Source organism: Pseudomonas sp. LS.1a, from assembly GCF_022533585.1.
Taxonomy (GTDB): Bacteria; Pseudomonadota; Gammaproteobacteria; order Pseudomonadales; family Pseudomonadaceae; genus Aquipseudomonas.
In genome coordinates, this window is record NZ_CP092827.1 from 5,476,335 (window position 1) to 5,499,519 (window position 23,185).

21 protein-coding genes are annotated in these 23,185 nt (G+C 60.8%); 3 read left to right on the forward strand and 18 right to left on the reverse strand.

The features are described from left to right. Positions 1-23: 23 nt before the first annotated feature. The 10 genes from MKK04_RS25220 to MKK04_RS25265 form a co-directional block, all read right to left on the reverse strand. On the reverse strand, positions 24-815 hold the full coding sequence (locus tag MKK04_RS25220; RefSeq protein WP_233694044.1) for an energy transducer TonB: 792 nt from the start codon (positions 813-815) through the stop codon (positions 24-26). A 213-nt stretch (positions 816-1,028) separates the two neighbouring features. Next, the gene (locus MKK04_RS25225; RefSeq protein ID WP_233694043.1) at positions 1,029-1,808 is read right to left on the reverse strand and encodes an RHS repeat-associated core domain-containing protein; all 780 of its coding nucleotides are present in this window, start codon (positions 1,806-1,808) and stop codon (positions 1,029-1,031) included. Positions 1,809-2,198: 390 nt separating this feature from the next. Next, a complete protein-coding gene (locus MKK04_RS25230) occupies positions 2,199-3,188 on the reverse strand; it encodes a sulfate/molybdate ABC transporter ATP-binding protein (protein ID WP_233694042.1) in 990 nt (329 codons plus the stop codon). 3 nt (positions 3,189-3,191) lie between these two features. Then, a complete protein-coding gene (gene cysW / locus MKK04_RS25235; RefSeq protein ID WP_063912139.1) occupies positions 3,192-4,064 on the reverse strand; it encodes a sulfate ABC transporter permease subunit CysW in 873 nt (290 codons plus the stop codon). Between the two features lie 11 nt (positions 4,065-4,075). Beyond that, on the reverse strand, positions 4,076-4,894 hold the full coding sequence (gene cysT, locus MKK04_RS25240) for a sulfate ABC transporter permease subunit CysT (RefSeq protein ID WP_063912140.1): 819 nt from the start codon (positions 4,892-4,894) through the stop codon (positions 4,076-4,078). 185 nt (positions 4,895-5,079) lie between these two features. Beyond that, positions 5,080-6,087: a sulfate ABC transporter substrate-binding protein gene (locus MKK04_RS25245; protein WP_207837484.1), complete on the reverse strand. Its 1,008-nt coding sequence runs from the start codon at positions 6,085-6,087 to the stop codon at positions 5,080-5,082. A 48-nt stretch (positions 6,088-6,135) separates the two neighbouring features. Next, positions 6,136-6,318 carry a sulfur starvation response protein OscA gene (gene oscA / locus MKK04_RS25250; protein WP_016712582.1) on the reverse strand — a complete coding sequence of 61 codons (183 nt, stop codon included), beginning with the start codon at positions 6,316-6,318 and terminating at the stop codon, positions 6,136-6,138. Between the two features lie 250 nt (positions 6,319-6,568). Further along, positions 6,569-9,622, reverse strand: a complete 3,054-nt coding sequence (locus MKK04_RS25255; protein WP_207837482.1) for an efflux RND transporter permease subunit — start codon at positions 9,620-9,622, stop codon at positions 6,569-6,571. Further along, complete coding sequence (locus MKK04_RS25260) at positions 9,619-10,686, reverse strand: efflux RND transporter periplasmic adaptor subunit (protein WP_207837480.1); 1,068 nt, start codon at positions 10,684-10,686, stop codon at positions 9,619-9,621. The genes MKK04_RS25255 and MKK04_RS25260 overlap by 4 nt, the downstream gene beginning before the upstream one ends. Continuing rightward, positions 10,683-11,771, reverse strand: a complete 1,089-nt coding sequence (locus MKK04_RS25265) for an efflux RND transporter periplasmic adaptor subunit (protein WP_207837478.1) — start codon at positions 11,769-11,771, stop codon at positions 10,683-10,685. The genes MKK04_RS25260 and MKK04_RS25265 overlap by 4 nt, the downstream gene beginning before the upstream one ends. A gap of 273 nt (positions 11,772-12,044) precedes the next feature. Between MKK04_RS25265 and MKK04_RS25270 the strand changes: the two genes are divergently transcribed. Continuing rightward, entirely contained in the window at positions 12,045-12,908 is an 864-nt protein-coding gene (locus MKK04_RS25270; RefSeq protein WP_241106081.1) for an RHS repeat-associated core domain-containing protein, read from the forward strand. A gap of 154 nt (positions 12,909-13,062) precedes the next feature. Here the strand turns inward: MKK04_RS25270 and MKK04_RS25275 are convergent, their stop codons facing one another. After that, entirely contained in the window at positions 13,063-13,335 is a 273-nt protein-coding gene (locus tag MKK04_RS25275; protein WP_015272215.1) for a DUF3077 domain-containing protein, read from the reverse strand. A 527-nt stretch (positions 13,336-13,862) separates the two neighbouring features. On the opposite strand from MKK04_RS25275, the gene MKK04_RS25280 reads away from it, so the two are divergent. Next, positions 13,863-14,318, forward strand: coding sequence for an REP-associated tyrosine transposase (locus MKK04_RS25280; RefSeq protein WP_207837475.1), 456 nt, complete (start codon positions 13,863-13,865; stop codon positions 14,316-14,318). Between the two features lie 106 nt (positions 14,319-14,424). On the opposite strand, the gene MKK04_RS25285 is transcribed toward MKK04_RS25280, so the two are convergent. The 7 genes from MKK04_RS25285 to MKK04_RS25315 all read right to left on the reverse strand — a co-directional run bounded on the left by MKK04_RS25285 (position 14,425) and on the right by MKK04_RS25315 (position 22,733). After that, the gene (locus MKK04_RS25285) at positions 14,425-15,318 is read right to left on the reverse strand and encodes an ABC transporter permease subunit (RefSeq protein WP_003258560.1); all 894 of its coding nucleotides are present in this window, start codon (positions 15,316-15,318) and stop codon (positions 14,425-14,427) included. Beyond that, entirely contained in the window at positions 15,315-16,196 is an 882-nt protein-coding gene (locus MKK04_RS25290) for an ABC transporter permease subunit (RefSeq protein WP_172827500.1), read from the reverse strand. Before MKK04_RS25290 ends, MKK04_RS25285 begins: the two co-directional genes overlap by 4 nt. Positions 16,197-16,231: 35 nt before the next feature. Beyond that, entirely contained in the window at positions 16,232-17,374 is a 1,143-nt protein-coding gene (gene potA, locus MKK04_RS25295; RefSeq protein WP_207837473.1) for a polyamine ABC transporter ATP-binding protein, read from the reverse strand. Positions 17,375-17,445: 71 nt separating this feature from the next. After that, the gene (locus MKK04_RS25300; RefSeq protein WP_044047171.1) at positions 17,446-18,540 is read right to left on the reverse strand and encodes a polyamine ABC transporter substrate-binding protein; all 1,095 of its coding nucleotides are present in this window, start codon (positions 18,538-18,540) and stop codon (positions 17,446-17,448) included. A 157-nt stretch (positions 18,541-18,697) separates the two neighbouring features. Then, a complete protein-coding gene (locus MKK04_RS25305; RefSeq protein WP_063912148.1) occupies positions 18,698-19,795 on the reverse strand; it encodes a polyamine ABC transporter substrate-binding protein in 1,098 nt (365 codons plus the stop codon). A 170-nt stretch (positions 19,796-19,965) separates the two neighbouring features. Then, entirely contained in the window at positions 19,966-21,327 is a 1,362-nt protein-coding gene (locus MKK04_RS25310; RefSeq protein WP_063912149.1) for an aspartate aminotransferase family protein, read from the reverse strand. 47 nt (positions 21,328-21,374) lie between these two features. Further along, entirely contained in the window at positions 21,375-22,733 is a 1,359-nt protein-coding gene (locus tag MKK04_RS25315) for a glutamine synthetase family protein (RefSeq protein WP_013974708.1), read from the reverse strand. A gap of 41 nt (positions 22,734-22,774) precedes the next feature. Between MKK04_RS25315 and MKK04_RS25320 the strand changes: the two genes are divergently transcribed. Further along, positions 22,775-23,035 (forward strand): hypothetical protein, encoded by a 261-nt coding sequence (locus MKK04_RS25320; RefSeq protein ID WP_207837469.1) that lies wholly within the window; start codon positions 22,775-22,777, stop codon positions 23,033-23,035. Positions 23,036-23,185 lie beyond the last annotated feature (150 nt).

Below are 23,185 nucleotides of genomic sequence, written 5' to 3' on the forward strand. Positions count from 1 at the left end.
TCTTCCTGTGTTCTGCGAGAAAGTTAGCGAAGCTTGAAATCGATCGGTACGCTGACCCAGCCGGTCTGGGCCACGTCGCCCTGCTTGGCAGGCACGAAGCTCCAGCGCTTGACCGCGGCCAGTGCGGCAGCGTCGAGGGCATCGCGGCCGCTGCTCTTCTGGATCTGGATCTGCCCGGGCTTGCCGCTGGGCAGCACCTCGACGCGCAGCAGTACGGTGCCTTCCCAACCGCGCCGCTGAGCCATCTGCGGGTACTCCGGCGCCGGGTTCTTCAGGTACGCCGCGTTGGCCGAGGCCGGGGTGACCGGGGCCGGCGCGGGTGGCGCTGGCGGTGCCGGGGCGGCCACAGGGGCTGGCGGCGGTGCCTCGACCGGCTTGGGCTGTGGCTTGGGCTGTTGCTTGACCACCGGCTTGGGTACGGGTTTTGGCTTGGGTTTGGGCTTGGCGGCCAGTTCGTCGACCACAGGCGGCGGTGGCGGCTGGACCACCGGCGGTGCCGGGGCTGGTGGCGGTGGCTCGACTACAGGCGGCGCCGGCGCGGCGAACTCGATGGTCATGGGCGGTACTTGCGGTGGCACCACCGGCAGCTCGGGCGTTGGTGCCTGGCTGACCCAGTACGCTGCAGCGCCATGCAGGGCCAGCACCAGCAGGCTCAACACCAGCTTGTCGCGGCGCTTGAGCCCACTGACGGGCGTACGTTGCAGGCGCAGCTGGCCAAGCGGAAGGCGAAGCGTGCGTCCAAGGTCGACCAGGTCGCCCGGGGCCGGGCGCCATGACTGGTCGTAGGCCCTGACGGCCGACTGGACATTACCCATTGATCAAACTCCTGGGGTCTCGATTCAGGTGTGTGGCTGAATCATCGCGGCCAGAGGCTTATCTCTAAAAGTAATATTTGACATTAAGCAAATAACCAATCGCGATATAAAAAGTCATATCGCTCCTGCACCCCGCATCCCCCGCCGCTTGTACCTCTCAGAAGATGGCCTGCATACCTTACAGGCATAAAAAAAATGCCCGCGAGGCATCACTCATCGACGCATCATTTGACCAACCATGCGAACACTCATCGCTGGCACACTTATCGACCTCAAATAATTCACCGCCGCCTGCGAGCTTCTGTAACCAGGAAGATAATGACCCGAATGATTATCAACATAAGTTTGGCCGCTATCCCTATATATATATCCCGCAGCTACAACCTGAGAGGTCGACCTTAACTGCCGACGACCAAGCTCCGCAAGACTGGCGTGAGAAAGAGGAGCATCATCAAACTCGGAAAAGGTACTGATGAAAAAATTCTGATCCTGCCTTAGAATAAATTTATGCTTTTTCTCAGAAAGATCCAACACCGATAAGTCCTCCTGACTCACCACATGCGCCACACTCTCTTTACCAGATGAGACTTTTTCTATGGCATATCTAATCTCTGGAACAATAGATCCTTTCTTCCAGTTCCGTAATGGAAACCATTCAACGGGACCTTTAACCTTTGCAAAGAGCCTACTTTTAAAGCGACGTGCCGCGATTGCTGTCAACGCCAGCGTCGCGAATGAAGTTTTTCCGTTAGGGTCTTGACGATTAACAGGATCCCCTAAGCAATAACAGTAACAATTCAACCCACCGATATCGAAAGGGCTAAACTCATCAGGCCTATTGAAACGCATCAACACTGGACTGAACGCTCTGTATCCGCGACCTAGAAAATATAGTTTACTTAGTGCATCAAGGTGTTCGCCATTAAAACTCAATGTACCCACCAAGGCATTCACAGAGAAGAAATACCCATAAGGAGAGTATGAATTAAGCATATTACAAGCCCCATGATTTTCTATGCGATGGATTTTAAATGCTCAGGACACCTTAAGAGCAATGCACATGCGAATAGCCCCAAAAAATGCACTCAACACCTCCTTGATTCAGGCCCACCTAACAAAACCCAATACTCCGCCGATTCCCGGCAATTGAAAACTAGCAAATTTACTAGGCCAAGAATTAAGAGCTTCTATATCTACCGTTATATTGGGACCTCCGCCGTTATCCCACAGCGAGAACCCGATTATTGAACCAACCGCTCAATCTCGCGCACGCATCGTTTACCCATCCAAAAAACAGGGCTTCTGCTTAACATTTGCGCCGCCATTCTGTCAGGCATAAAAAAGCCCAGGACCAACCCCGGGCTTTTCATCATCAAAGGCGGCTCAGATATCCGTCACCTTCTGCCAAACCTTCGGCCGGAAGAACAACGTCTCCCCTCGCGCCAACCCGGTCAGGCTGTCATGGTCCTTGACCACTTCGGCCTCGATCAGCTCGCTCTGCCCTTCCACCTTCAAGGTTACCCGCGTGGTCGCGCCCAACGGGCGGATATCGCGCACCTCGGCCGCATGGTGCCCTTCGGTCTCGTGCCGCGACAGCGACACTTCGTGCGGGCGGAACAGCACATGATGCCCTTCGCTCAGGGCCAGGCGGTTGGAGTCACCGAGGAAGTGATAGACGAAATCGTTGGCCGGGTGCTCGTACACCTCGCCCGGCGAGCCGATCTGCTCGATCACGCCCTTGTTCATCACCACGATGCGGTCAGCCACCTCCATGGCCTCTTCCTGGTCGTGGGTGACGAACACCGACGTCAGGTTGATGTCCTCGTGCAGGCGCGCCAGCCAGCGGCGCAGCTCCTTGCGCACCTTGGCATCCAGCGCACCGAACGGCTCGTCCAGCAGCAGCACCTTGGGTTCCACCGCCAGGGCGCGGGCCAGGGCGATACGCTGGCGCTGGCCACCGGACAACTGCTCGGGGTAGCGGTCGGACAGCCAGTCCAGTTGCACCATGTTCAGCAGTTCATGCACCTTCTCGGCAATCTTGCTCTCGCTCGGGCGCTCGCCCTTGGGCTTCATGCGCAGGCCGAAGGCAACGTTGTCGAACACACTCATGTGGCGGAACAACGCGTAGTGCTGGAACACGAAACCGACGTTGCGGTCGCGCACGTCATGGCCGGACACGTCCTCGCCATGGAACACGATATTGCCCTGGTCCGGGGTTTCCAGGCCGGCGATGATGCGCAGCAGGGTAGTCTTGCCGCAGCCGGACGGGCCAAGCAGGGCCACCAGCTCGCCGCTGTTGATGTCCAGGTTGATGTTGTCCAGGGCCTGGAAGCTGTTGAAGCGCTTGCTGACGTTACGAACTTCGATCGACATGAATCATTCCTCCGCGGCGCTGTGGCGCAGGCGGTTAATACGGTTCTCGCTCCACTGCTTGAGCAGCAGGATGAAGAGCGCCAGGATCAGCAACAGGCTGGCCACGCTGAAGGCCGCGACGTGGTTGTACTCGTTGTAGAGGATCTCCACGTGCAGCGGCAAGGTGTTGGTCACGCCGCGGATGTGGCCCGACACCACCGACACCGCGCCAAACTCGCCCATGGCCCGCGCGGTGCACAGCACCACGCCGTAGATCAGGCCCCATTTGATGTTCGGCAGGGTCACGTGCCAGAACATCTGCCAGCCATTGGCGCCGAGCAGGCGCGCGGCCTCCTCTTCCTGCGTGCCCTGCTCCTGCATCAGCGGGATCAGCTCACGGGCCACGAACGGCACGGTGACGAAGATGGTGGCCAGGACGATGCCCGGCAGGGCGAACACGATCTGGATATCGTGGTCCTGCAACCACGGCCCGAACAGGCCTTGCGCGCCGAACATCAGCACGTAGACCAGGCCGGCGATCACCGGCGACACCGAGAACGGCAGGTCGATCAGGGTGACCAGGATGCTCTTGCCACGGAAAGTGTACTTGCTCACGCACCAGGCGGCGCTGACGCCGAACACCAGGTTCAGCGGCACCGAAATGACCACGGCCAGCAGGGTCAGCTTCAGCGCCGACAACGCGTCAGGCTCGAAGATCGCCTCGAAGAAGGTGCCAAAGCCGTTCTTCAGCGCCTGCGACACCACGATTACCAGCGGCAGCAGCAGGAACAGCGCGAACACCAGCCAGCCAAGGCCGATCAGGATGCGCCGCGATGTGGCGCTGCCCCGGCGGGCGGCATTGGCGGCGGCGGTTGCATTCAGGGATGTACTGGACATGCCGGCCTCCTTCAAGGGGTTTCGATACGGCGCTGCAGCAGGTTGATCAGCAGCAGCAGGATGAAGGAAACCACCAGCATCAGCACGCCGATGGCGGTCGCGCCGGTGTAGTCGTACTGGTCGAGCTTGACCATGATCAGCAGTGGCAGGATCTCGGTCTTCATCGGCATGTTGCCGGCAATGAAGATCACCGAACCATACTCGCCCACGCCGCGGGCGAAGGCCAGGGCAAAGCCTGTCAGCCAGGCAGGCAGCAGCGCTGGCGCCAGCACGTGGCGGAACACCTGCAGCGGCTTGGCGCCCAGGCAGGCGGCGGCCTCCTCCACTTCACGCGGAATGTCGGCCAGTACCGGCTGCACCGTCCGCACCACGAACGGCAGGGTGACGAAGGTCAGCGCCAGGGTGATGCCCAGCGGGGTGTAGGCGATCTTGAAGCCCAGGTCGGTGGCGAACTGGCCGACCCAGCCCGAGGGCGCATACAGGGCGGTCAGGGCGATACCGGCTACGGCCGTGGGCAGGGCGAACGGCAGGTCGATCATCGCATCGATGATCTTGCGCCCGGGGAAGGTGTAGCGCACCAGCACCCAGGCCAGCAGGGTACCGATCACACCGTTGATGACGGCGGCGAACAGGGCGGTGCCGAAACTCAGCTTGAGCGCGGCGATCACCCGCGGCGCACTGATGACGTTCCAGAACTGCTCCCAGGTAAGCTGCGCGGCATGCACGAACATGGCGGCCAGCGGTATCAGCACGATCAGGCTGAGGTACACCAATGTGTAGCCCAGCGTCAGCCCGAAGCCGGGTATGACGGGGGAAATGCGGCGTGACATAAATATCCCTGGTTGAACGCACGAAGCCCGGAATCAATCCCGGGCCGGTGCAGGCTTCTGAATCTTGGGGCTGCTTTGCAGCCCAATCGCGACGCAAGGCCGCTCCCACAGGAGATTGCGGTTCCTTGTGGGAGCGGCCTTGCGTCGCGAATGGGCCGCATAGCGGCCCCGCTTTTCCTTGGCGATTACTGTGCCTGATAGATCTGGTCGAACACACCGCCATCGTTGAAGAATTTCGGTTGTGCAGTTTTCCAGCCACCAAAGTCCTTGTCGATGGTTACCAGGTCAAGTTTCGGGAACTGCTTGCCGAATTCGGCTGCGACCTTCTCGTCACGCGGGCGGTAGAAGTTCTCGGCGGCAATCTTCTGCCCGGCCGGGCTGTACAGGTGCTTGAGGTATTCGGTGGCAATCTCGGTATTGCCCTTCTTCTCGGCGTTCTTGTCCACCACCGCCACCGGCGGTTCGGCCAGGATCGAAAGCGACGGCACGACGATCTCGAACTTGTCGGCACCACCGTCTTCCTTCAACGCCAGGAAGGCTTCGTTTTCCCACGCCAGCAGCACATCGCCCTGGCCGTTGTTGACGAAGGTGATGGTCGAGCCACGGGCGCCGGTGTCCAGCACCGGCACGTGCTTGAACAGCTCCTGCACGTATGCCTTGGCCTTCTCTTCGCTACCGCCGGTCTTCAGGCCATAGGCCCAGGCAGCCAGGAAGTTCCAGCGGGCGCCGCCGGAGGTTTTCGGGTTGGGGGTGATGACCGACACGTCTTTCTTGATCAGGTCGCCCCAGTCCTTGATGCCTTTCGGGTTGCCCTTGCGCACCAGGAACACGATGGTCGAGGTGTACGGGGTGCTGGCATCCGGCAGGCGGGTCTGCCAGTTGTCCGGCAGGGTCTTGCCGAGCTTGGCGACTTCGTCGATGTCACCGGCCAGGGCCAGGGTCACCACGTCGGCACGCAGACCGTCGATCACCGCACGGGCCTGCTTGCCCGAACCACCGTGGGATTGCTGGATCTTCACCTTGTCGCCCGGGTGGGCCTGCTGCCAGTGCTTGATGAACTCGGCGTTGTACTGCTGATACAGCTCGCGGGTCGGGTCGTAGGACACGTTCAGCAGTTCGTAGTCCTTGGCGATGGCGGAACCGGCAAAAACAGCACTGGCCAGGGCGGCAAGCGCATAACGGCGGATGGACATGGTGAAGCTCCCGATTGGCATTTTTCTAGTTTTGGATGTGTGGCGCGATCAGCCGGCCTTGTTGCCGGGCTGCTGCAGGCGGAACTTCTCCTTGCGCTCGATCTGTACGACCTGAGCGTTGTGCACAGTGATCTCCACCGCACCGAATCGCAGGTCGCGCAGAGCGCTCTGGATTTCACGCAGAATGGTGGCTTCGTCCTGACCGTCGATGCTACGCAGAGATGCACTCATGCTCGTTCTCCTTGGAGTGAGATGCCGGGCAGGGGTTTGAAGGGGATTTGTTGCCTGGCTTGAGGGCAATAGTAGTGAGGCGGAGTTATTCTTAAAAATACTGTTTAAGAATGTTTATATAACCAAAAACAAACGCTCATCCTGAAGACAACAGAAGGCCCCGTGGGAGCGGGTTTACCCGCGAATGCGGCGGTAGATTCACCACCGCATTCGCGGGTAAACCCGCTCCCACAGGGTTCACTGCACGGCTTCAGGAATGTTTCTGTGGCTCGCGGATCTTGTACCAGGCCACATACAAGGCCGGCAGGAACAGCAGCGTCAGCAGGGTCGCCACGATGATCCCGCCGATCATGGCGTAGGCCATCGGCCCCCAGAACACCTCGCGGGCAATCGGGATCATGCCCAGGCTCGCCGCCGCCGCGGTCAGCAGGATCGGCCGGCGCCGATGGTTGGTGGCTTCCACCACCGCATCCCACGGCGACAAGCCCTGGGCTTCGAACTCGTCGATCTGGGTCACCAGGATCACCGAGTTACGAATGATGATGCCCGCCAGCGCGAGAATGCCGAGAATCGCCACGAAGCCCATCGGCGTACCCGTGGGTACCAGCGCAATGATCACGCCAATCAACCCCAGCGGCGCCACGCTGACCACCAGGAACAGCTTCTGCACGCTGTGCAGCTGGATCATCAGGAACGTCGCCATCAGGAACAGCATCAGCGGGATGACCTTGCGGATCGGCCCCTGGGCCTTGGCGCTCTCCTCCACCGTACCACCGGTGGCCACTTCGAAGCCCACCGGCAGCTTGCTGGCGAATTCGTCGATCTTCGGCTTCAACTGCGCCACCAGGTCGGTAGGCTGGATATCGCCGTTGACCGAGGCCTTGATGGTGATGGTCGGCTTGCGGTCACGGCGCCATACCAGCGGCTGCTCCAGTTCGTAGCGCACGGTGGCGAACGACAGCAGCGGGATCGAGGTGCCGTTGGGCGTGAGGATCTGCAGGTTCTGCAGGGTATCGGGTGAACCCCGCTCGTTGTCCTCGGCACGGGCGACCACGTCGACCAGATAGATGTTGTCGTTGACCTGGGTAATCTGCACGCCGCTGACGATGCTGTTCATCACATTGGCCACGTCCTCCGACGACAGACCAAGCTGGCGAGCCTTGTCCTGGGCGATTTCCACGCGTAGCACCTTACCCGGCTCATTCCAGTCGTAGATCATCTCGCCAATATGCTCGTTCTGGTCGAGCAAGGTGGCCAGCTCGATGGCGTGCTTGCGTACCTCGTCGATATTGGCGCCGCTGACCCGATACTGGATCGGCCGGCCCACCGGCGGGCCCATTTCCAGCGACTGCACGTTGGTGCCGACGCCAACGAACTCTTCGTGCAGGATCTTCTGCAGCCGGTCCATCATGCCCTGGCGTTCTTCGAAGCCCTTGCTGACGATCACCAGCTGCGCGTAGTACGGGTTCTGCAACTGCTGGTCGAGGGGCAGGTAGAAGCGGATAGCGCCCTGGCCGATGTAGGTACTCCAGTGCACCAGGTCCGGGTCGTCCTTGATCCGCGCCTCGAAGCGGTCGACCACCTTGCGCGTCTCCTCGATCGACGCGTTCTGCGGCAGGTTGAGGTCGACGAGGATTTCCGGGCGGTCCGAGGACGGGAAGAACTGGTTCTGCACGAAGCGCTCGCAGAAGATCGCCAGGGCGAACAGCGCCACGGTGCCGATGATGGTCAGCCAGCGGTTGCGCATGCACCACAACAAACCATGCTCGAAGATTCGGCCGACACGGCCCGGCTCTGCTTCATGGGGCTTGAGCTTGGCACTGCTGAGAATGTGCACGCCGAGCACCGGGGCGAAGAACACCGCCACCACCCACGACACCATCAGCGCCACGGCAATCACCGCGAACAGCGTGTAGGTGTACTCGCCCGCCGAACTGGCGTTGAGGCCGATCGGCACGAAACCGGCCACCGTCACCAGGGTACCGGTTAGCATGGGGAAGGCCGTTGAGGTATAGGCAAAGGTCGCCGCCTGCTCCTTGCTTTCGCCCATTTCCAGCCGCGTGACCATCACCTCCACGGTGATCATCGCATCGTCCACCAGCAAGCCCAGGGCGATGATCAGCGCCCCCAGCGAAATCCGCTGCATGGTGATGCCACTGTATTCCATGAACACGAACACCATGGCCAGCACCAACGGGATCGAGCAGGCCACTACCAGCCCGGCACGCACGCCGAGGCTGACGAAGCTCACCGCCAGCACGATCACCACCGCCTCGAACAGCGCACTGGTGAAGCCGCCGACCGCTTGCTTGACCACCACGGCCTGGTCGGAAACGGTGTGTACCCCGACGCCCACCGGCAGGTCTTCGACCACTTGATCCATGCGCTTTTTCAGCGCCGCACCAAACACCTGGATATTGCCACCGGCCTTCATGCCGATGGCCAGGCCCAGCGCCGTCTGGCCGTTGTAGCGGAACATCGGCGAAGGGGGATCGACGTAGCCGCGCTCGATATCGGCGATATCGGCCAGGCGGAAGAAGCGGTCGTTGATCTTCAGGTTGACGGTTTGCAGGTCCTTTTCCGAAGTGAACTGTCCGGAGGTACGCACCGAGATACGCTCCGGTCCGGCCTCGATCACCCCGGCTGGGGTCACGGCGTTTTGCGATTGCAGGGCCTGCATGACCTGGCGCTGGTCGATGCCCAGGGCTGCCAGCTTGCGGGTGGAGAAGTTCAGGTACAGCACTTCGTCCTGGGTGCCGATCAGCTCGATCTTGCCGATGTTGGGTACATCGCGCACTTCGGCCCGCGCCTGTTCCACGTAGTCGCGCAGCTGGCGCAGGGTCAGCCCGTCGGCAGTGAAGGCGTAGATCGAACCGAACACATCGCCGAATTCATCGTTGAACCCGGGCCCCTGGATACCCGCCGGGAATTCACCACGAATGTCCTGGATCTTCTTGCGCACCTGGTACCAGATTTCCGGGATGTCCTTGGCCTTGGTGGTATCGCGCAGGTAGACGTAAACCGTGGATTCGCCTGGGCGGGTGTAGCTTTTGGTGTAATCGAGGGAGTCGAGTTCCTCGAGCTTCTTCTCGATACGGTCGGTGACCTGGTACAGGGTTTCGTCCTGGGTCGCGCCGGGCCAGCGGGTCTGGATGACCATGGTCTTGATGGTGAACGACGGGTCTTCCTCACGGCCCAGGTTGAAGTAAGAGAAAATCCCCATCAGCAGGCCAACGAACATCAGGTACCAGACGAACGATTGATGCTTGAGTGCCCAGTCGGACAGGTTGAAGCTTCCTTTCATTGCGCATCCTCGTCGAAGGTGACCTTCTGGCCAGGCTTGAGGCTGTTGACGCCGGCGGTGACCACACGCTCGCCGGGCTGTACGCCAGCGGTCAGCACGATGCTGTCGGCGGTGCGGTCGATCAGGGCCACGTCACGGGTGGCCACGGTCTTCTGTTGCGTATCGATCACCCACACCTGGGTCTTGCCGTCACGCTCGAGCAAGGCACTCAAGGGCAGTTCGCTGCGCGGCGACACCTGCGAACTCAGAGTCACGCTGATGGCAGTGCCCAGGTGGAAGGCCGCCGGTGTGCTGGCCAGGGTCAGGCGGGCGCGGCGGGTGCGGGTGGTGGCGTCGGCCTGGGGCTCCAGCTCGCGCAGGCTGGCGGTGGTGTTGATGGTCGGGTCCAGCTGCGAAGCAACGGTGAAGGTCAGGCCTTTGCTCAACTGCTCGGCCAGGCCGATCGGCAGGTCGATCACCGCTTCCTTCACATCCGGCCGGGCCAGGGTTACCACGGCCTGGCCGGCGGTGACGGTTTGCCCGGCTTCGGCCTTCCAGGCGGTGATTACCGCGGCGTGGTCGGTGCGCAGGGTGCTGTAGTCGAGCTGATCACGTGCCTGGCTGAGTGCAGAGCGCGCCTGCTCCAACGCCGCACTGGTGGTTTTCAGGTTGGTCTGGGCGATATCCAGCTGGGCCTGGGCGCCTACGCCACGGTCGTACAGCTGTTGCTGGCGGCGGGCATCGGCCTGGGCGTTGATCCACTGCGCCTGCACCTTGGCCAGGTCGCCTTCGGCGGCGCGCAGCTGGTTCTGCTGGTCGGTCGGGTCGAGCGTGGCCAGGATGTCACCCGGTTTCACCTGGGCGCCCACATCCAGCCAGCGCCGGGCAATACGTCCGGAAACCCGGAAACCCAAGGTGCTTTCGAAACGTGCCTGGATACTGCCGGCGAAACGGCCCAACTGCGACTGCACCTGGGGTTCGACCTTGACCGACAGCACCGGCCGAATCGGCTCTGGTACCTCGTCCTCGCTACTGCAACCGGCCAGCAGCACGCCAGCCGACAGCATCAGCAGCAGGCGCTTCATAGCTCACCCCCTTGGGCCCTGGCGTCGACCTTCTGCACCTGCATGCCGGGGTGCAGCAACTGCCCGCCATTGACCACCACGGTTTCGCCGCCCTTCAGGCCACTGGCGACCACGATCCTGCCGGTGAGGTAACGGCTGACTTCGACCTTGCGCAGCTCTACCTTGTCGCCCTCGCCCACTACCCAGACGGCAGGCTCATGCAGGGCCTTGGTCAGTGCCGACCATGGCAGCTCGACACTTGGCCGGCCCTGGGCATTGGTGGTGGCGGTAACCGGTGCACCCAGTTGCATCCCTGGCGGTACATCCCTCAGCCCGACCTTGACCTGTACCGTGCCGCTTTGTGCGGACACCGTGGGGGTGATTTCGCGCACGAAGCCACGGGCCTGGACCTTCGGGTCATCCAGCAGGCTGACGATCACGCCGGCATCGCTGGGCGGGGCCACCAGCAGCGATTCGTAGACGTTGAACACCGCGTCGCGGTCGCCATCGGTGGCCAGGCTGAAGATCGGCATGGTCGCCTGCACCACCTGGCCGACCTCGGCCTGGCGCTCGGTGATGACACCATCAGCCTCGGAGACCAGCGCGGTATAGCTCAATTGTTCGTTGGCGTTGGCCAATTGCGCCTGTGCGGCCTTGAGCGCGCTCTGGTTGCTGCGCAGCGCGGCTTCGGCGGAATCGTATTCGCTCTGACTGGTGTAGCCCTTGGGCAGCAGTTTTTGCTGGCGCACGAAGGCGGCGCTGGTCTGGGTGACCCGCGCCTGCGCGGCGAACACCTCGGCCTTGGCCGAGTCGACATTGTTCTGCAGGTCTTTCGGGTCCAGCCGCGCCAGCACCTGGTTGGCCTTGACGTGATCGCCCACATCGACGCTTCGCGAAATGATCTTGCCGCCGACGCGGAACGACAGGTCGGTCTGCACCCGTGCCTGCACATCGCCGGTCAGGGTGACCCTGGCAGCGAAATCGGTGGGTGATACCTGTTGCACGCCTACGCGTGGCAGTGTTTCGGTGGTTTCTTCCTTACTACAGCCCGACAGCAGGGACACAAGCCCCAGGCAGACGACCAACAGCGGACGTATCAACGTCATGCAGGCTCCTTGCTTGCGCGCAAATGATTCGTGGGATGCGACTGTCAGCGTAGTTCAGGGTTGGACAAACGGCACTGGCCATATGCGCAAGGGAGGCATACCGAATGCTGGCGACACAGGGCAGGTTCGGCACAAGGTTTTCGTTGAAAACCTGGCATTTCTGCCAGTAGCCGATTTTTGCCAGGGCATTACATAGTGTCCCCAACCGGTCGCCCCGACAGTGGCACCACAGAGAGGCATTTTTCTGTTCCCCCTTGAACCCTCGGAGGCCCCATGGCCGCTGCAAAAAGTTTACGCCGCTTCTACCAGAACGGCCGTGTTTCCACCGAACTCGGCGGGTCTGTATCACGCTCCATCTTCCGGCATCAGGGTAGCCTCCTGGCGCAATGCACGTCAGGTGCTGAGGTATCGCGCTCAATCATGACGGTGAACAATACCAACACCGTCATGAGCGAATTTGGACACGCCGGTAAGGTGCAGTTCGCTTATACCCCCTATGGCCGACGCCCGGCCCAGAGCGAAGCGAACAACCCCTTGGCATTCAACGGCGAGCAACTGGACACGGCAACAGGCGGTTACTTGCTAGGCAATGGCTATCGCCTGTTCAGCCCCACGCACAAGAGGTTCTGTAGCCCAGATAATTCAAGCCCGTTTGATGAAGGTGGCCCGAACGCTTATGCGTACTGTGTCGGGGATCCGGTAAATAGTACTGATCCTACGGGGCACTTTTCCCGTCGGGCACTCTTGTTAGCTACTTCAGCAGCCTTGGGGACAACATTAGCAGCAGTCGTTGCAGCGGCCGCTACGAAGTCCAAAACAGCCGAAATTATTGCAGGCGCTGCATTGGCTGCTACTTCTATTGTGGGTGCTTATATTGCTCTGAGGTCAAACAATATACGGCCACTAGTTGCACAGCTCTCGCAGCGCAGGCAGCGAACAGCAGTTGAACCTCCTCCCTACGACACACTCTTCCCCGAAGTTCCACCTCCGTCTTACGCGAATGCAACCCGTTCCACGGATATTGAAATGACCACATTCGCTAATATCGGAGACAGTCAGAGAGTCAGCATTCCCGGAGCTGCACCTCCCCCTTACCAGGTGGCTATGTCCGCTAGTAATGTTCGCAACCCGGAATGAAATTCAGGGTTCAATGACGGAGATCAGTTCGGCATTTTCAGCGCCTGCGCGGGCCTTTTCGCGGGTGAACCCGCTCCCACAGGTATTGAGCAAACCCTGAAGGCTGCAGATGATCCTGTGGGAGCGGGTTTACCCGCGAAGGGGCCGGTACAGGTCAGAGCTGCACTGAAGCCTTGTTCAGTCCCAGTTCAATGTCATCAATCAATGCTTTGGCAAAGCCACTGAGAATTCTCGCGGCGCTGCCGGCCAGGCGGTCATTTTCCATCTCGGCTTCAGTCGTCAGGTGATTGATGCACCCGAGCATTACGGAGAGTTCGGAGAAGGCATGGTTGAAGGGGATGTTGGCCTGGACGCGGAACAGGTCCATGCAGGTTTCGCGGCCGACGGTGCTGCTGTTTTTTGGGTGATTTGGAACGTGCGTTGTCATGGTCGGAATCCAATGTCGTTTATGGAACCGCCAGCTCATCTTTCTCACGGATAAGGGGTGGCAGCCGTACGCGGGGTGAGAAAACCGAGGACATTGAACCCGGCCAGGCCGAGGCCTGCCCACGCAAGGCCGCCATGACAGGAAGCCTGTTCAACATCGAGCGGGTTTCTCACACCCGGTCACCTTGGTTGGCGACTCGACGACGTTATCCCTGGGGCATTTCCCCAGCAACAGAGCAGCTTCCACACGGCTCGTAAGATAATTCCCAAGCCGATCCAACTGAAGCCTTTGGTTTGAGTTGATGAAAAGTCGTACGCCTTGAGGGCCCCTTCGCGGGTGAACCCGCTCCCACAGGGTTATGTGCAGCCTTCAGGACCTGTGCAATACCTGTGGGAGCGGGTTTACCCGCGAATGGGCCGGTACTGCCATCCACAAATCTCTGCCATATCCAGAAACCATCATCTACATAGCACCTGCATCTCAGCCACTACCCTTGAGAGGTCACCCGCTTTTCAAGGAAGAAGCCAATGTCGCGAGCCCAGTCTCACCTGCTTCGCCGTGGTCGCTATTCAGAACTTGGCCGGCTCTATCTGCTGACCACCGTCACCCACCAGCGCAAGCCACTGTTCCATGACTTCCACCATGCCCGGTTGGTCATTCACCAACTGCGGCAATCAGACCAGGAACACGCCTGCCGATCACTGGCTTGGGTGCTAATGCCGGACCATCTGCATTGGCTGATCGAGTTGAACGGTACGACGTTGGCCACCTTGATGCGCAGGTTCAAATCCAGGTCCAGTCTGGTTTTGCATCAGGCGGGGGTTGAGCAAGATCCGGTATGGCAGCCTGGGTATCAGGACCGGGCATTAAGAAGGGAAGAAAGCATGGTGCATGTCGCCAGGTACATTGTGGCCAACCCCTTGCGGGCAGGCCTGGTCAGGAGTGTCAGGGACTATCCACATTGGGATGCAGTCTGGCTTTGAATCGGTGTTGCGGCCTTCGCGGGTAAACCCGCTCCCACAGGGATCACCACTGACCTGAAGGCAGTGATGTCCTTGTGGGAGCGGGTTTACCCGCGAAGAGGCCGGGTCAGGCCGACGCAGCAACCTGCGCCGGGCGCTTGACCTGCGGCTGCGACGCGTTGGCCGCTGCACCCTCTTCGATGGCCTGCTGAATCGCCTTGCGACGGCGCTCTTCAGCCTGGCGGCTGAAGTACCAGACGAAGAAGGTCACCAACGACACCGACAGCAGGATCAGGCTGGCCACGGCGTTGATCTCCGGCTTCACGCCCAGGCGCACCGCCGAGAACACTTCCATCGGCAAGGTGGTCGAACCCGGGCCCGACACGAAGCTGGCCAGCACCAGGTCATCCAGCGACAGCGCGAACGACATCATGCCGCCCGCCGCCAGCGATGGCGCGATCATCGGGATGGTGATCAGGAAGAACACCTTCCACGGCTTGGCACCCAGGTCCATCGCCGCTTCCTCGATCGACAGGTCCAGCTCACGCAGGCGTGCCGACACCACCACCGCCACATACGCCGCACAGAACGTGGTGTGGGCGATCCAGATGGTGACGATGCCGCGCTCCTGCGGCCAGCCGATCATCTGCGCCATGGCCACGAACAGCAGCAACAGCGACAGGCCGGTGATCACCTCGGGCATTACCAGCGGTGCGGTGACCAGGCCACCGAACAGCGTGCGGCCCTTGAAGCGGGTCACCCGGGTCAGCACGAACGCCGCCAAGGTACCCAGCGCCACCGCAGCCACCGCCGTGTAACAGGCGATTTCCAGCGAACGCATCACCGAACCCATCAGCTGGGTGTTGTCGAGCAGGCCGACATACCACTTCACCGACCAGCCACCCCATACCGTCACCAGCTTGGAGGCGTTGAACGAGTAGATCACCAGGATCAGCATCGGCAGGTAGATGAACAGCAAGCCGAGCACCAGCATCAGCTTGGAGAAACTGAAGCGCTTCATGCCCTGCCCTCCATTTCTTTGGCCTGGCTGCGGTTGAACAGCAGGATCGGCACAATCAGGATCGCCAGCATTACCACCGCCAGCGCAGAGGCCACCGGCCAGTCACGGTTGTTGAAGAACTCTTGCCACAGCACCTTGCCGATCATCAGGGTTTCCGGGCCGCCGAGCAGTTCAGGAATCACGAACTCGCCCACCACCGGGATGAACACCAGCATGCAGCCGGCGATGATGCCGTTCTTCGACAGCGGCACGGTGATCTTCCAGAAGCTGTTGAAGGTGCTCGAACCCAGGTCCGAAGCGGCCTCGAGCAGACTCGGGTCGTGCTTCACCAGGTTGGCGAACAGCGGCAGGATCATGAATGGCAGGTACGAATAGACCACGCCGATGTACACCGCCAGGTTGGTGTTGAGGATCTGCAGCGGCTGGTCGATCAACCCGGTCCACAGCAGGAAGCCGTTGAGCAGGCCGTTGTTGCTGAGGATGCCCATCCAGGCATAGACGCGGATCAGGATCGCGGTCCAGGTCGGCATCATGATCAGCAACAGCAGGACTGTCTGCGTCTCCTTCTTGGCGTTGGCAATGGCGTAGGCCATCGGGTAGCCGATCAACAGGCACAGCAGGGTGCTGAAGAAGGCCATCTTCAGCGAGCCCAGGTAGGCCGAGATATACAGCTCATCCTCGGTCAGCAAGCCGTAGTTGGCCAGGTTGAGTACCAGCTGCAGCTTGTCTTCGACGTAGCTGTAGATCTCGGTATACGGCGGGATCGCCACGTCGGCTTCGGCGAAGCTGATCTTCAGCACGATGAAGAACGGCAGCATGAAGAACAGGAACAGCCAGATGAACGGCACGCCGATCACCAGATGCCGCCCCTCCGGGATGATGCGCTGGAGTGCTCGCTTGAGCTTGCGAGGTTTCATGACCGCAGTACCACGCCGCTGTCGTCTTCCCACCACACGTACACTTCATCGCCCCAGGTCGGGCGTGTGCCCTGGCGCTCGGCGTTGGCGACGAACGACTGGACGACCTTGCCGCTCGGCAGCTCGACGTAGAACACCGAATGGCCGCCCAGGTAGGCGATGTCGTGGATCTTGCCGCGCGACCAGTTGTGCTCGCAGGTCGGTTGCTGGGTGGTGACCAGCATCTTCTCCGGGCGCAGGGCGTAGGTGATGTGCTTGTCTTCCACCGAAGTGGTGATGCCGTGGCCGACATAGATCTTGCGCTCCAGCTCCGGGCTGGCAATGATCGCGTGGCCTTCGGCGTCGTCAACCACTTCACCTTCGAACAGGTTGACGCTACCGATGAACTCGCACACCAGGCGGCTGGTTGGGGTCTCGTAGATGTCCACTGGCGAGCCGATCTGGGCGATCCAGCCCAGGTGCATGATGGCGATGCGCTGGGCCATGGTCATGGCCTCTTCCTGATCGTGGGTCACCATCACGCAGGTCACACCCACGCGCTCGATGATCTCCACCAGTTCCAGCTGCATCTGCGAACGCAGTTTCTTGTCCAGTGCGCCCATCGGCTCGTCGAGCAGCAGCAGCTTGGGGCGCTTGGCCAAGGAGCGGGCCAGAGCCACGCGCTGGCGCTGGCCGCCGGACAGCTGGTGCGGCTTGCGCTTGGCGTACTGGGTCATGTGCACCAGCTTGAGCATCTCGGCCACGCGGGCGTCGATCTCGGCCTTGGGCATCTTGTCCTGCTGCAGGCCGAAGGCGATGTTCTGCGCCACGGTCATGTGCGGGAACAGCGCGTAGGACTGGAACATCATGTTGATCGGCCGCTCGTAGGGCGGCATGTCGGTGATGTCGACGCCATCGAGGAGGATCCGCCCTTCGGTCGGGCGCTCGAAGCCGGCCAGCATGCGCAGCAAGGTGGACTTGCCAGAACCGGAGCCACCCAGCAGGGCGAAGATCTCGCCCTTGCGGATTTCCAGGGACACATCGTCCACGGCTACCGTTTCGTCGAACTTTTTCGTAACCCGGTCGATCTTGACCAGCACCTGCTTGGGTTGCTGGCCACCCTCGAGGGCTTTTTTATAGGCACCGGAGGCAACTGCCATGAGTGAAACTCCCAACAAGATTTTTGTGCCCGGGAGCCCTGTTCTACAGGTGCCGCCGCGGGCCTGGATTTTTACTTGCCCGACTTGACCTTGGTCCAGCTACGGGTCATCAGCCGTTGCACCTTGGGTGGCAACTCTGAATTCACGAACATCTTGTTCAGCACTTCCTGCGGTGGGTAAACCGCGGCGTCAGTCCTCACGGCCTGGTCCATCAGGTCGCCAGCCTTGGGGTTCGGGTTGGCGTAACCGACGTAATCACTGACCTGGGCGATAACCTCAGGCTTCAGCAAATAGTTGATGAAGGCATGCGCCTCTTTGACGTTCTTGGCGTCCTTGGGGATCGCCAGCACGTCGAACCAGAGGTTGCCGCCTTCCTTGGGAATGGCGTAGGCCAGGTTCACGCCCTTCTTCGCCTCTTCAGCGCGGGCCTTGGCCTGGAACACATCACCCGAGAAGCCCGCCGCGACGCAAATGTCGCCGTTGGCCAGGTCGGTGATGTACTTGGACGAGTGGAAGTAGGTCACGTACGGGCGTACCGCCAGCAGTTTCTTCTCGGCGGCCTGATAGTCCTTGGCATTGGTGCTGTTGGGGTCCAGCCCCATGTAGTTGAGCACCGCCGGCAGCATTTCGTCCGCCGAGTCGAGGAAAGCCACGCCGCACTTGGCGAGCTTCTTCATGTTCTCGGGTTCGAACAGCACTGCCCAGGAGTCGATGGTGTCCACGCCCAGCGCGGCCTTCACCTTGTCGACGTTGTAACCGATGCCGTTGGTGCCCCACAGGTAAGGCACGGCGTACTGGTTGCCCGGGTCGTTCCTTTCCAGACGCTTCATCAGCGCCGGGTCCAGGTTGGAATAATTGGGCAGCAGGTTCTTGTCGAGCTTCTGGAACGCGCCCGCCTTGATCTGCTTGCCGAGGAAATGGTTGGACGGCACCACCACGTCATAGCCGGTATTGCCAGCCAGCAGCTTGCCTTCCAGGGTTTCGTTGGAGTCGAACACGTCTTGCACGGGCTTGATGCCCGTGGCTTTCTCGAAGTCCGCGAGTGTGGTCGGGCCGACGTAGTCGGACCAGTTGTAGAAGTGCACCGTAGGCGCCGCTTGGACGCTGCATGCCAGCGTCAGGCCCGCTCCAGCCATCAAGGCCTTGCGGAATACAGAAATGGACAAGTGGGTGGTCCTCACAATCAGTGCCTGGGTAGCGACAATGCTGCCGCACACGCAAAACCGGCGCGCAACTTACCTTCGCAGCTTCGATGCCGCAATCATCAATTGCCTTTCACTGGCTCTGGGCCGGGAACCCCGGCCCAGAGGTGCCGCATCGGGCTTATTTGCCCGACTTGATCTTGGTCCAGCTACGGGTGATCACACGCTGGGCAGACGCCTCAGGCGCAGCGATCGCGTACAGCTGCTTCTTCACTTCAGCAGGCGGGTAGATGCTCGGGTCGCTGGTAATCTCTTTGTCCACGAACTGGGTGGCGGCAGCGTTGCCGTTCGGGAAACGCACGGCGTTGGTGATTTCAGCCATGATTTCCGGTTGCATCAGGAAGTTCATGAACTGGTAGGCAGCGTCTTTATGCTCGGCATCTTTAGGGATAGCGACCATGTCGTAGAAGGTACCAGCACCTTCCTTCGGAATGACGTAGTCCACTTTGACCTTGTCGCCGGCTTCGTGGGCACGGGCCTTGGACTGCTCCAGGTCACCCGAGTAACCGACGGCTACGCAGATGTTGCCGTTGGCCATGTCGCCGATGTACTTGGACGAGTGGAAGTAGGTGATCGAAGGACGAATCTTGAGGAACAGGTCCTCGGCGGCCTTCAGGTCTTCCTTCTTGGTGCTGTTGCTCGGCAGGCCCAGGTAGTGCAGCGCAGCCGGCAGCATTTCGGTCGGGGCATCCAGGAAGCTCACGCCGCAGCTCTTGAGCTTGGCGATGTTCTCAGGCTTGAACACCACGTCCCACGAGTCGATCTTGTCCACGCCCAGCGCGGCCTTGACCTTCTCCGGGTTGTAGCCGATGCCGATCGAGCCCCACATGTACGGGAAGGCGTGCTTGTTGTCCTTGTCGCTGGCATCGCCAACGGCCTTGAGCAGGTCGGTGTCGAGGTTCTTCCAGTTCGGCAGCTTGGAACGGTCCAGTTCCTCGTACACGCCAGCCTTGATCTGCTTGGCCAGGAAGTTGTTGGACGGCACCACGATGTCGTAGCCCGACTTGCCGGCCAGCAGCTTGGCTTCGAGGGTTTCGTTGCTGTCGAAGACGTCGTACTTGACCTTGATGCCCGACTGCTTCTCGAACTTGGCGATGGTGTCCGGAGCGATGTAGTCCGACCAGTTGTAGACGTTCAACACCTTGTCTTCAGCCTGAACAGCGGTAGCCATGGCACCCATCAGGGCGGCGGCCAGCAACGTCTTGCCCATTTTATTCATGCGTATTGCTCCAGAATTTTTTATTTAGCCATCTGTTCAGCAGCCAGGACCTACGGTGCAGAGCGCGCGGCGACTGAAACAGTCGCTAGTCTGGCAAGTTACAAGGCTCTGTTTCAAGGAAAGCAGGGCCTTGTAACGACTTAATGTCACATCGCTAGCCTAGCAAACTGTCAGCGGATCGCTTCGAGCGTCAGATCAAGGCATTTACGTGCCTTTTCCACCAGTTCGTCGATCTCCGCGTGGCTGATCACCAGCGGTGGCGCGATGATCATGGTGTCCCCCACCGCGCGCATGATCAGGCCGTTGTCGAAGCAGAAGGTACGGCAGATCATGCCCACGCCCTTGCCTTCGTAACGGCTGCGGGTGGCCTTGTCCTTGACCAGCTCGATCGCGCCGAGCAGGCCCAGGCCGCGTACCTCGCCCACCAGCGGGTGGTCCTGCAGTTCACGCAAACGCTTTTGCAAATACGGTGCCGCTTCGGTGCGCGCCTTCTCGACGATTTTCTCGTCGCGCAGGATGCGCAGGTTTTCCAGGCCCACCGCCGCCGCTACCGGGTGGCCGGAGTAGGTGAAGCCGTGGTTGAAGTCGCCGCCTTCGCTGAGTACCTGGGCCACGGTGTCACGCACGATCACACCGCCCATGGGGATGTAACCGGAAGTCAGGCCCTTGGCGATGGTCATCAGGTCGGGCTTGAGGTCGTAGTAGTCGGAGCCGAACCACTCGCCGGTGCGGCCGAAACCGCAGATCACTTCGTCGGCGACGAACAGGATCTCGTACTTGGCGAGGATCTCCTTGACCTTCGGCCAGTAGGTTTCCGGCGGGATGATCACGCCACCGGCACCCTGGATTGGCTCGGCGATGAAGGCAGCGACGTTGTCTTCGCCGACTTCGAGGATTTTCTTCTCCAATTGCTCGGCCGCCCACACCCCGAATTCATCCGGGGTCATGTCGCCGCCTTCACCGAACCAGTACGGCTGCGGGATATGCACGATGCCCGGAATCGGCAGGCCGCCCTGCTCGTGCATGCCGCTCATGCCGCCCAGGCTGGCACCGGCCACGGTGGAACCGTGATAACCGTTGATGCGGCCGATGATGGTCTGCTTCTGTGGCTTGCCTTTCAGCGCCCAGTAGTGGCGGACCATGCGCAGCACGGTGTCGTTGCCTTCGGAGCCGGAGCCGGTGAAGAACACATGGGTCATGCCTTGCGGCGCCACGTCGGAAATCGCCTTGGCCAGCTCCAGCGCAGGCGGGTGGGCAGTCTGGAAGAACAGGTTGTAGTACGGCAGTTCGCGCATCTGCTTTTCTGCCGCCTGCACCAGTTCTTCACGGCCATAACCCACCGCCACGCACCACAGGCCAGCCATGCCGTCGAGGATCTTGTGCCCCTCGCTATCCCACAAATGCACACCCTGGGCCTTGGTGATGATGCGCGGCCCCTTCTCCTTCAGCTGCTTGTAGTCGCTGAAGGGCGCGAGGTGATGCTCCCCGCTCAGGGTTTGCCATTCACGGGTTTGCGGGTTGTTGACGCTCATGTGCTTCTCCGTTGTTCGACAGCCGCGTCCTGCGGCACCAAGGTTGATCAGACAGCAAACAGCAGGAACTCACGCTCCCAGGAGCTGATGACTCGCTTGAAGTTCTCGTGTTCGGCGCGCTTGGTGGCGACGTAGCCGGTAATGAACTTCTTGCCCAGGTACTGCACCAGCGCACGGCTGTTTTCCATGCGTTCCAGGGCATCTTCGATGGTCAGTGGCAGGCGCAGGTTGCGGCGTTCGTAGCCACGGCCCTGCACCGGCGCGCTGGCGTCGATGCCTTCGACCATACCGATGTAGCCACACAGCAGGCTGGCGGCAATGGCCAGGTAAGGGTTGGCGTCGGCGCCCGGCAGGCGGTTCTCGACCCGGCGGCTTTGCGGGCCGGCGTCTGGCACGCGCAAGCCGACAGTACGGTTTTCTTCGCCCCACTCCACGTTCACCGGCGCCGAGGTGTCGGGCAGGAAGCGGCGGAACGAGTTGACGTTGGGCGCGAACAGCGGCAGCGCCTCGGGGATGAACTTCTGCAGGCCACCGATGTGGTGCAGGAACAGTTCGCTCATGCTGCCATCGTCGTTGCTGAAGATATTCTTGCCGGTGGCCACGTCGACCACGCTCTGGTGCAGGTGCATGGCACTGCCTGGCTCGCCGGTCATGGGCTTGGCCATGAAGGTGGCGGCCACGTTGTGCTTGAGCGCAGCCTCGCGCATGGTGCGCTTGAACACCAGGATCTGGTCGGCCAGGTGCAGGGCGTTGCCATGCCGGAAGTTGATCTCCATCTGCGCCGTGCCGTCTTCATGGATCAGCGTGTCGAGGTCCAGCTGCTGCAGTTCGCACCAGTCGTAGACGTCTTCGAACAGTGGATCGAATTCGTTGGCGGCTTCGATCGAGAACGACTGGCGGCCGGTTTCCGGGCGGCCCGAACGGCCTACCGGGGGCTGCAGCGGGAAGTCCGGGTCTTCGCTGCGCTTGGTCAGGTAGAACTCCATCTCCGGCGCGACGATCGGCTGCCAGCCCTTGTCGGCATAGAGCTTGAGGACTTTCTTCAGCACGTTGCGCGGCGACAGCTCTACCGGGTTGCCCTTCTTGTCGTAGGTGTCGTGGATCACCTGGGCGGTCGGCTCGATGGCCCATGGCACCAGGAACACGGCGTTCTCGTCGGGGCGGCAGATCATGTCGATGTCCGCCGGGTCGAGCAGTTCGTAATAGATGTCGTCGTCGACGTAGTCGCCGGTCACGGTCTGCAGCAGCACGCTCTCGGGCAGGCGCATGCCTTTTTCGGCGATGAATTTGTTGGTAGGCGAAATCTTGCCGCGCGTGATGCCGGTCAGGTCACTGATCATGCATTCGACTTCGGTGATCTTGTGCTCTTTCAACCAATCGGTGAGCTGGTCGAGGTTGTTACTCATAAATACCTCAGGAGGTAAGGTGGTCCGCGCACTGATTCTGGATGGAGTACATTGCTAAAGCAAAAACCCCCGCGCAGAGCCACAGTGGATACACTGAAAACAGGTGCGTCCGTAATGAGTTCGAAAGGCAGAAAGACGAAACGAAGGGCGGCAAGCCGCTACGAGGGCAGGTCCGGGAGCGCCAAACGTCAATTATTGCGGCCAGGGCGGCCACGCCATTGACGAAGCTTGCAAAAATGACGGATGTACCTGATGGCACCGCGCAGGCAGTGCTTTCAGGTCGCGGCAAGCGGACCATGTGACCCTCGTATTATTGTGTTCTGGGTTGAGACCGAGCTTAGCCTTGTTCATTTTTTTACACAACACCTCCGTAAAAAATAAAACACGGCTTGTCGGAGATAGCCCTTTCCGCGGGAAATAGCGGATAATGGCTTGCCCCGATATGCAGCAAA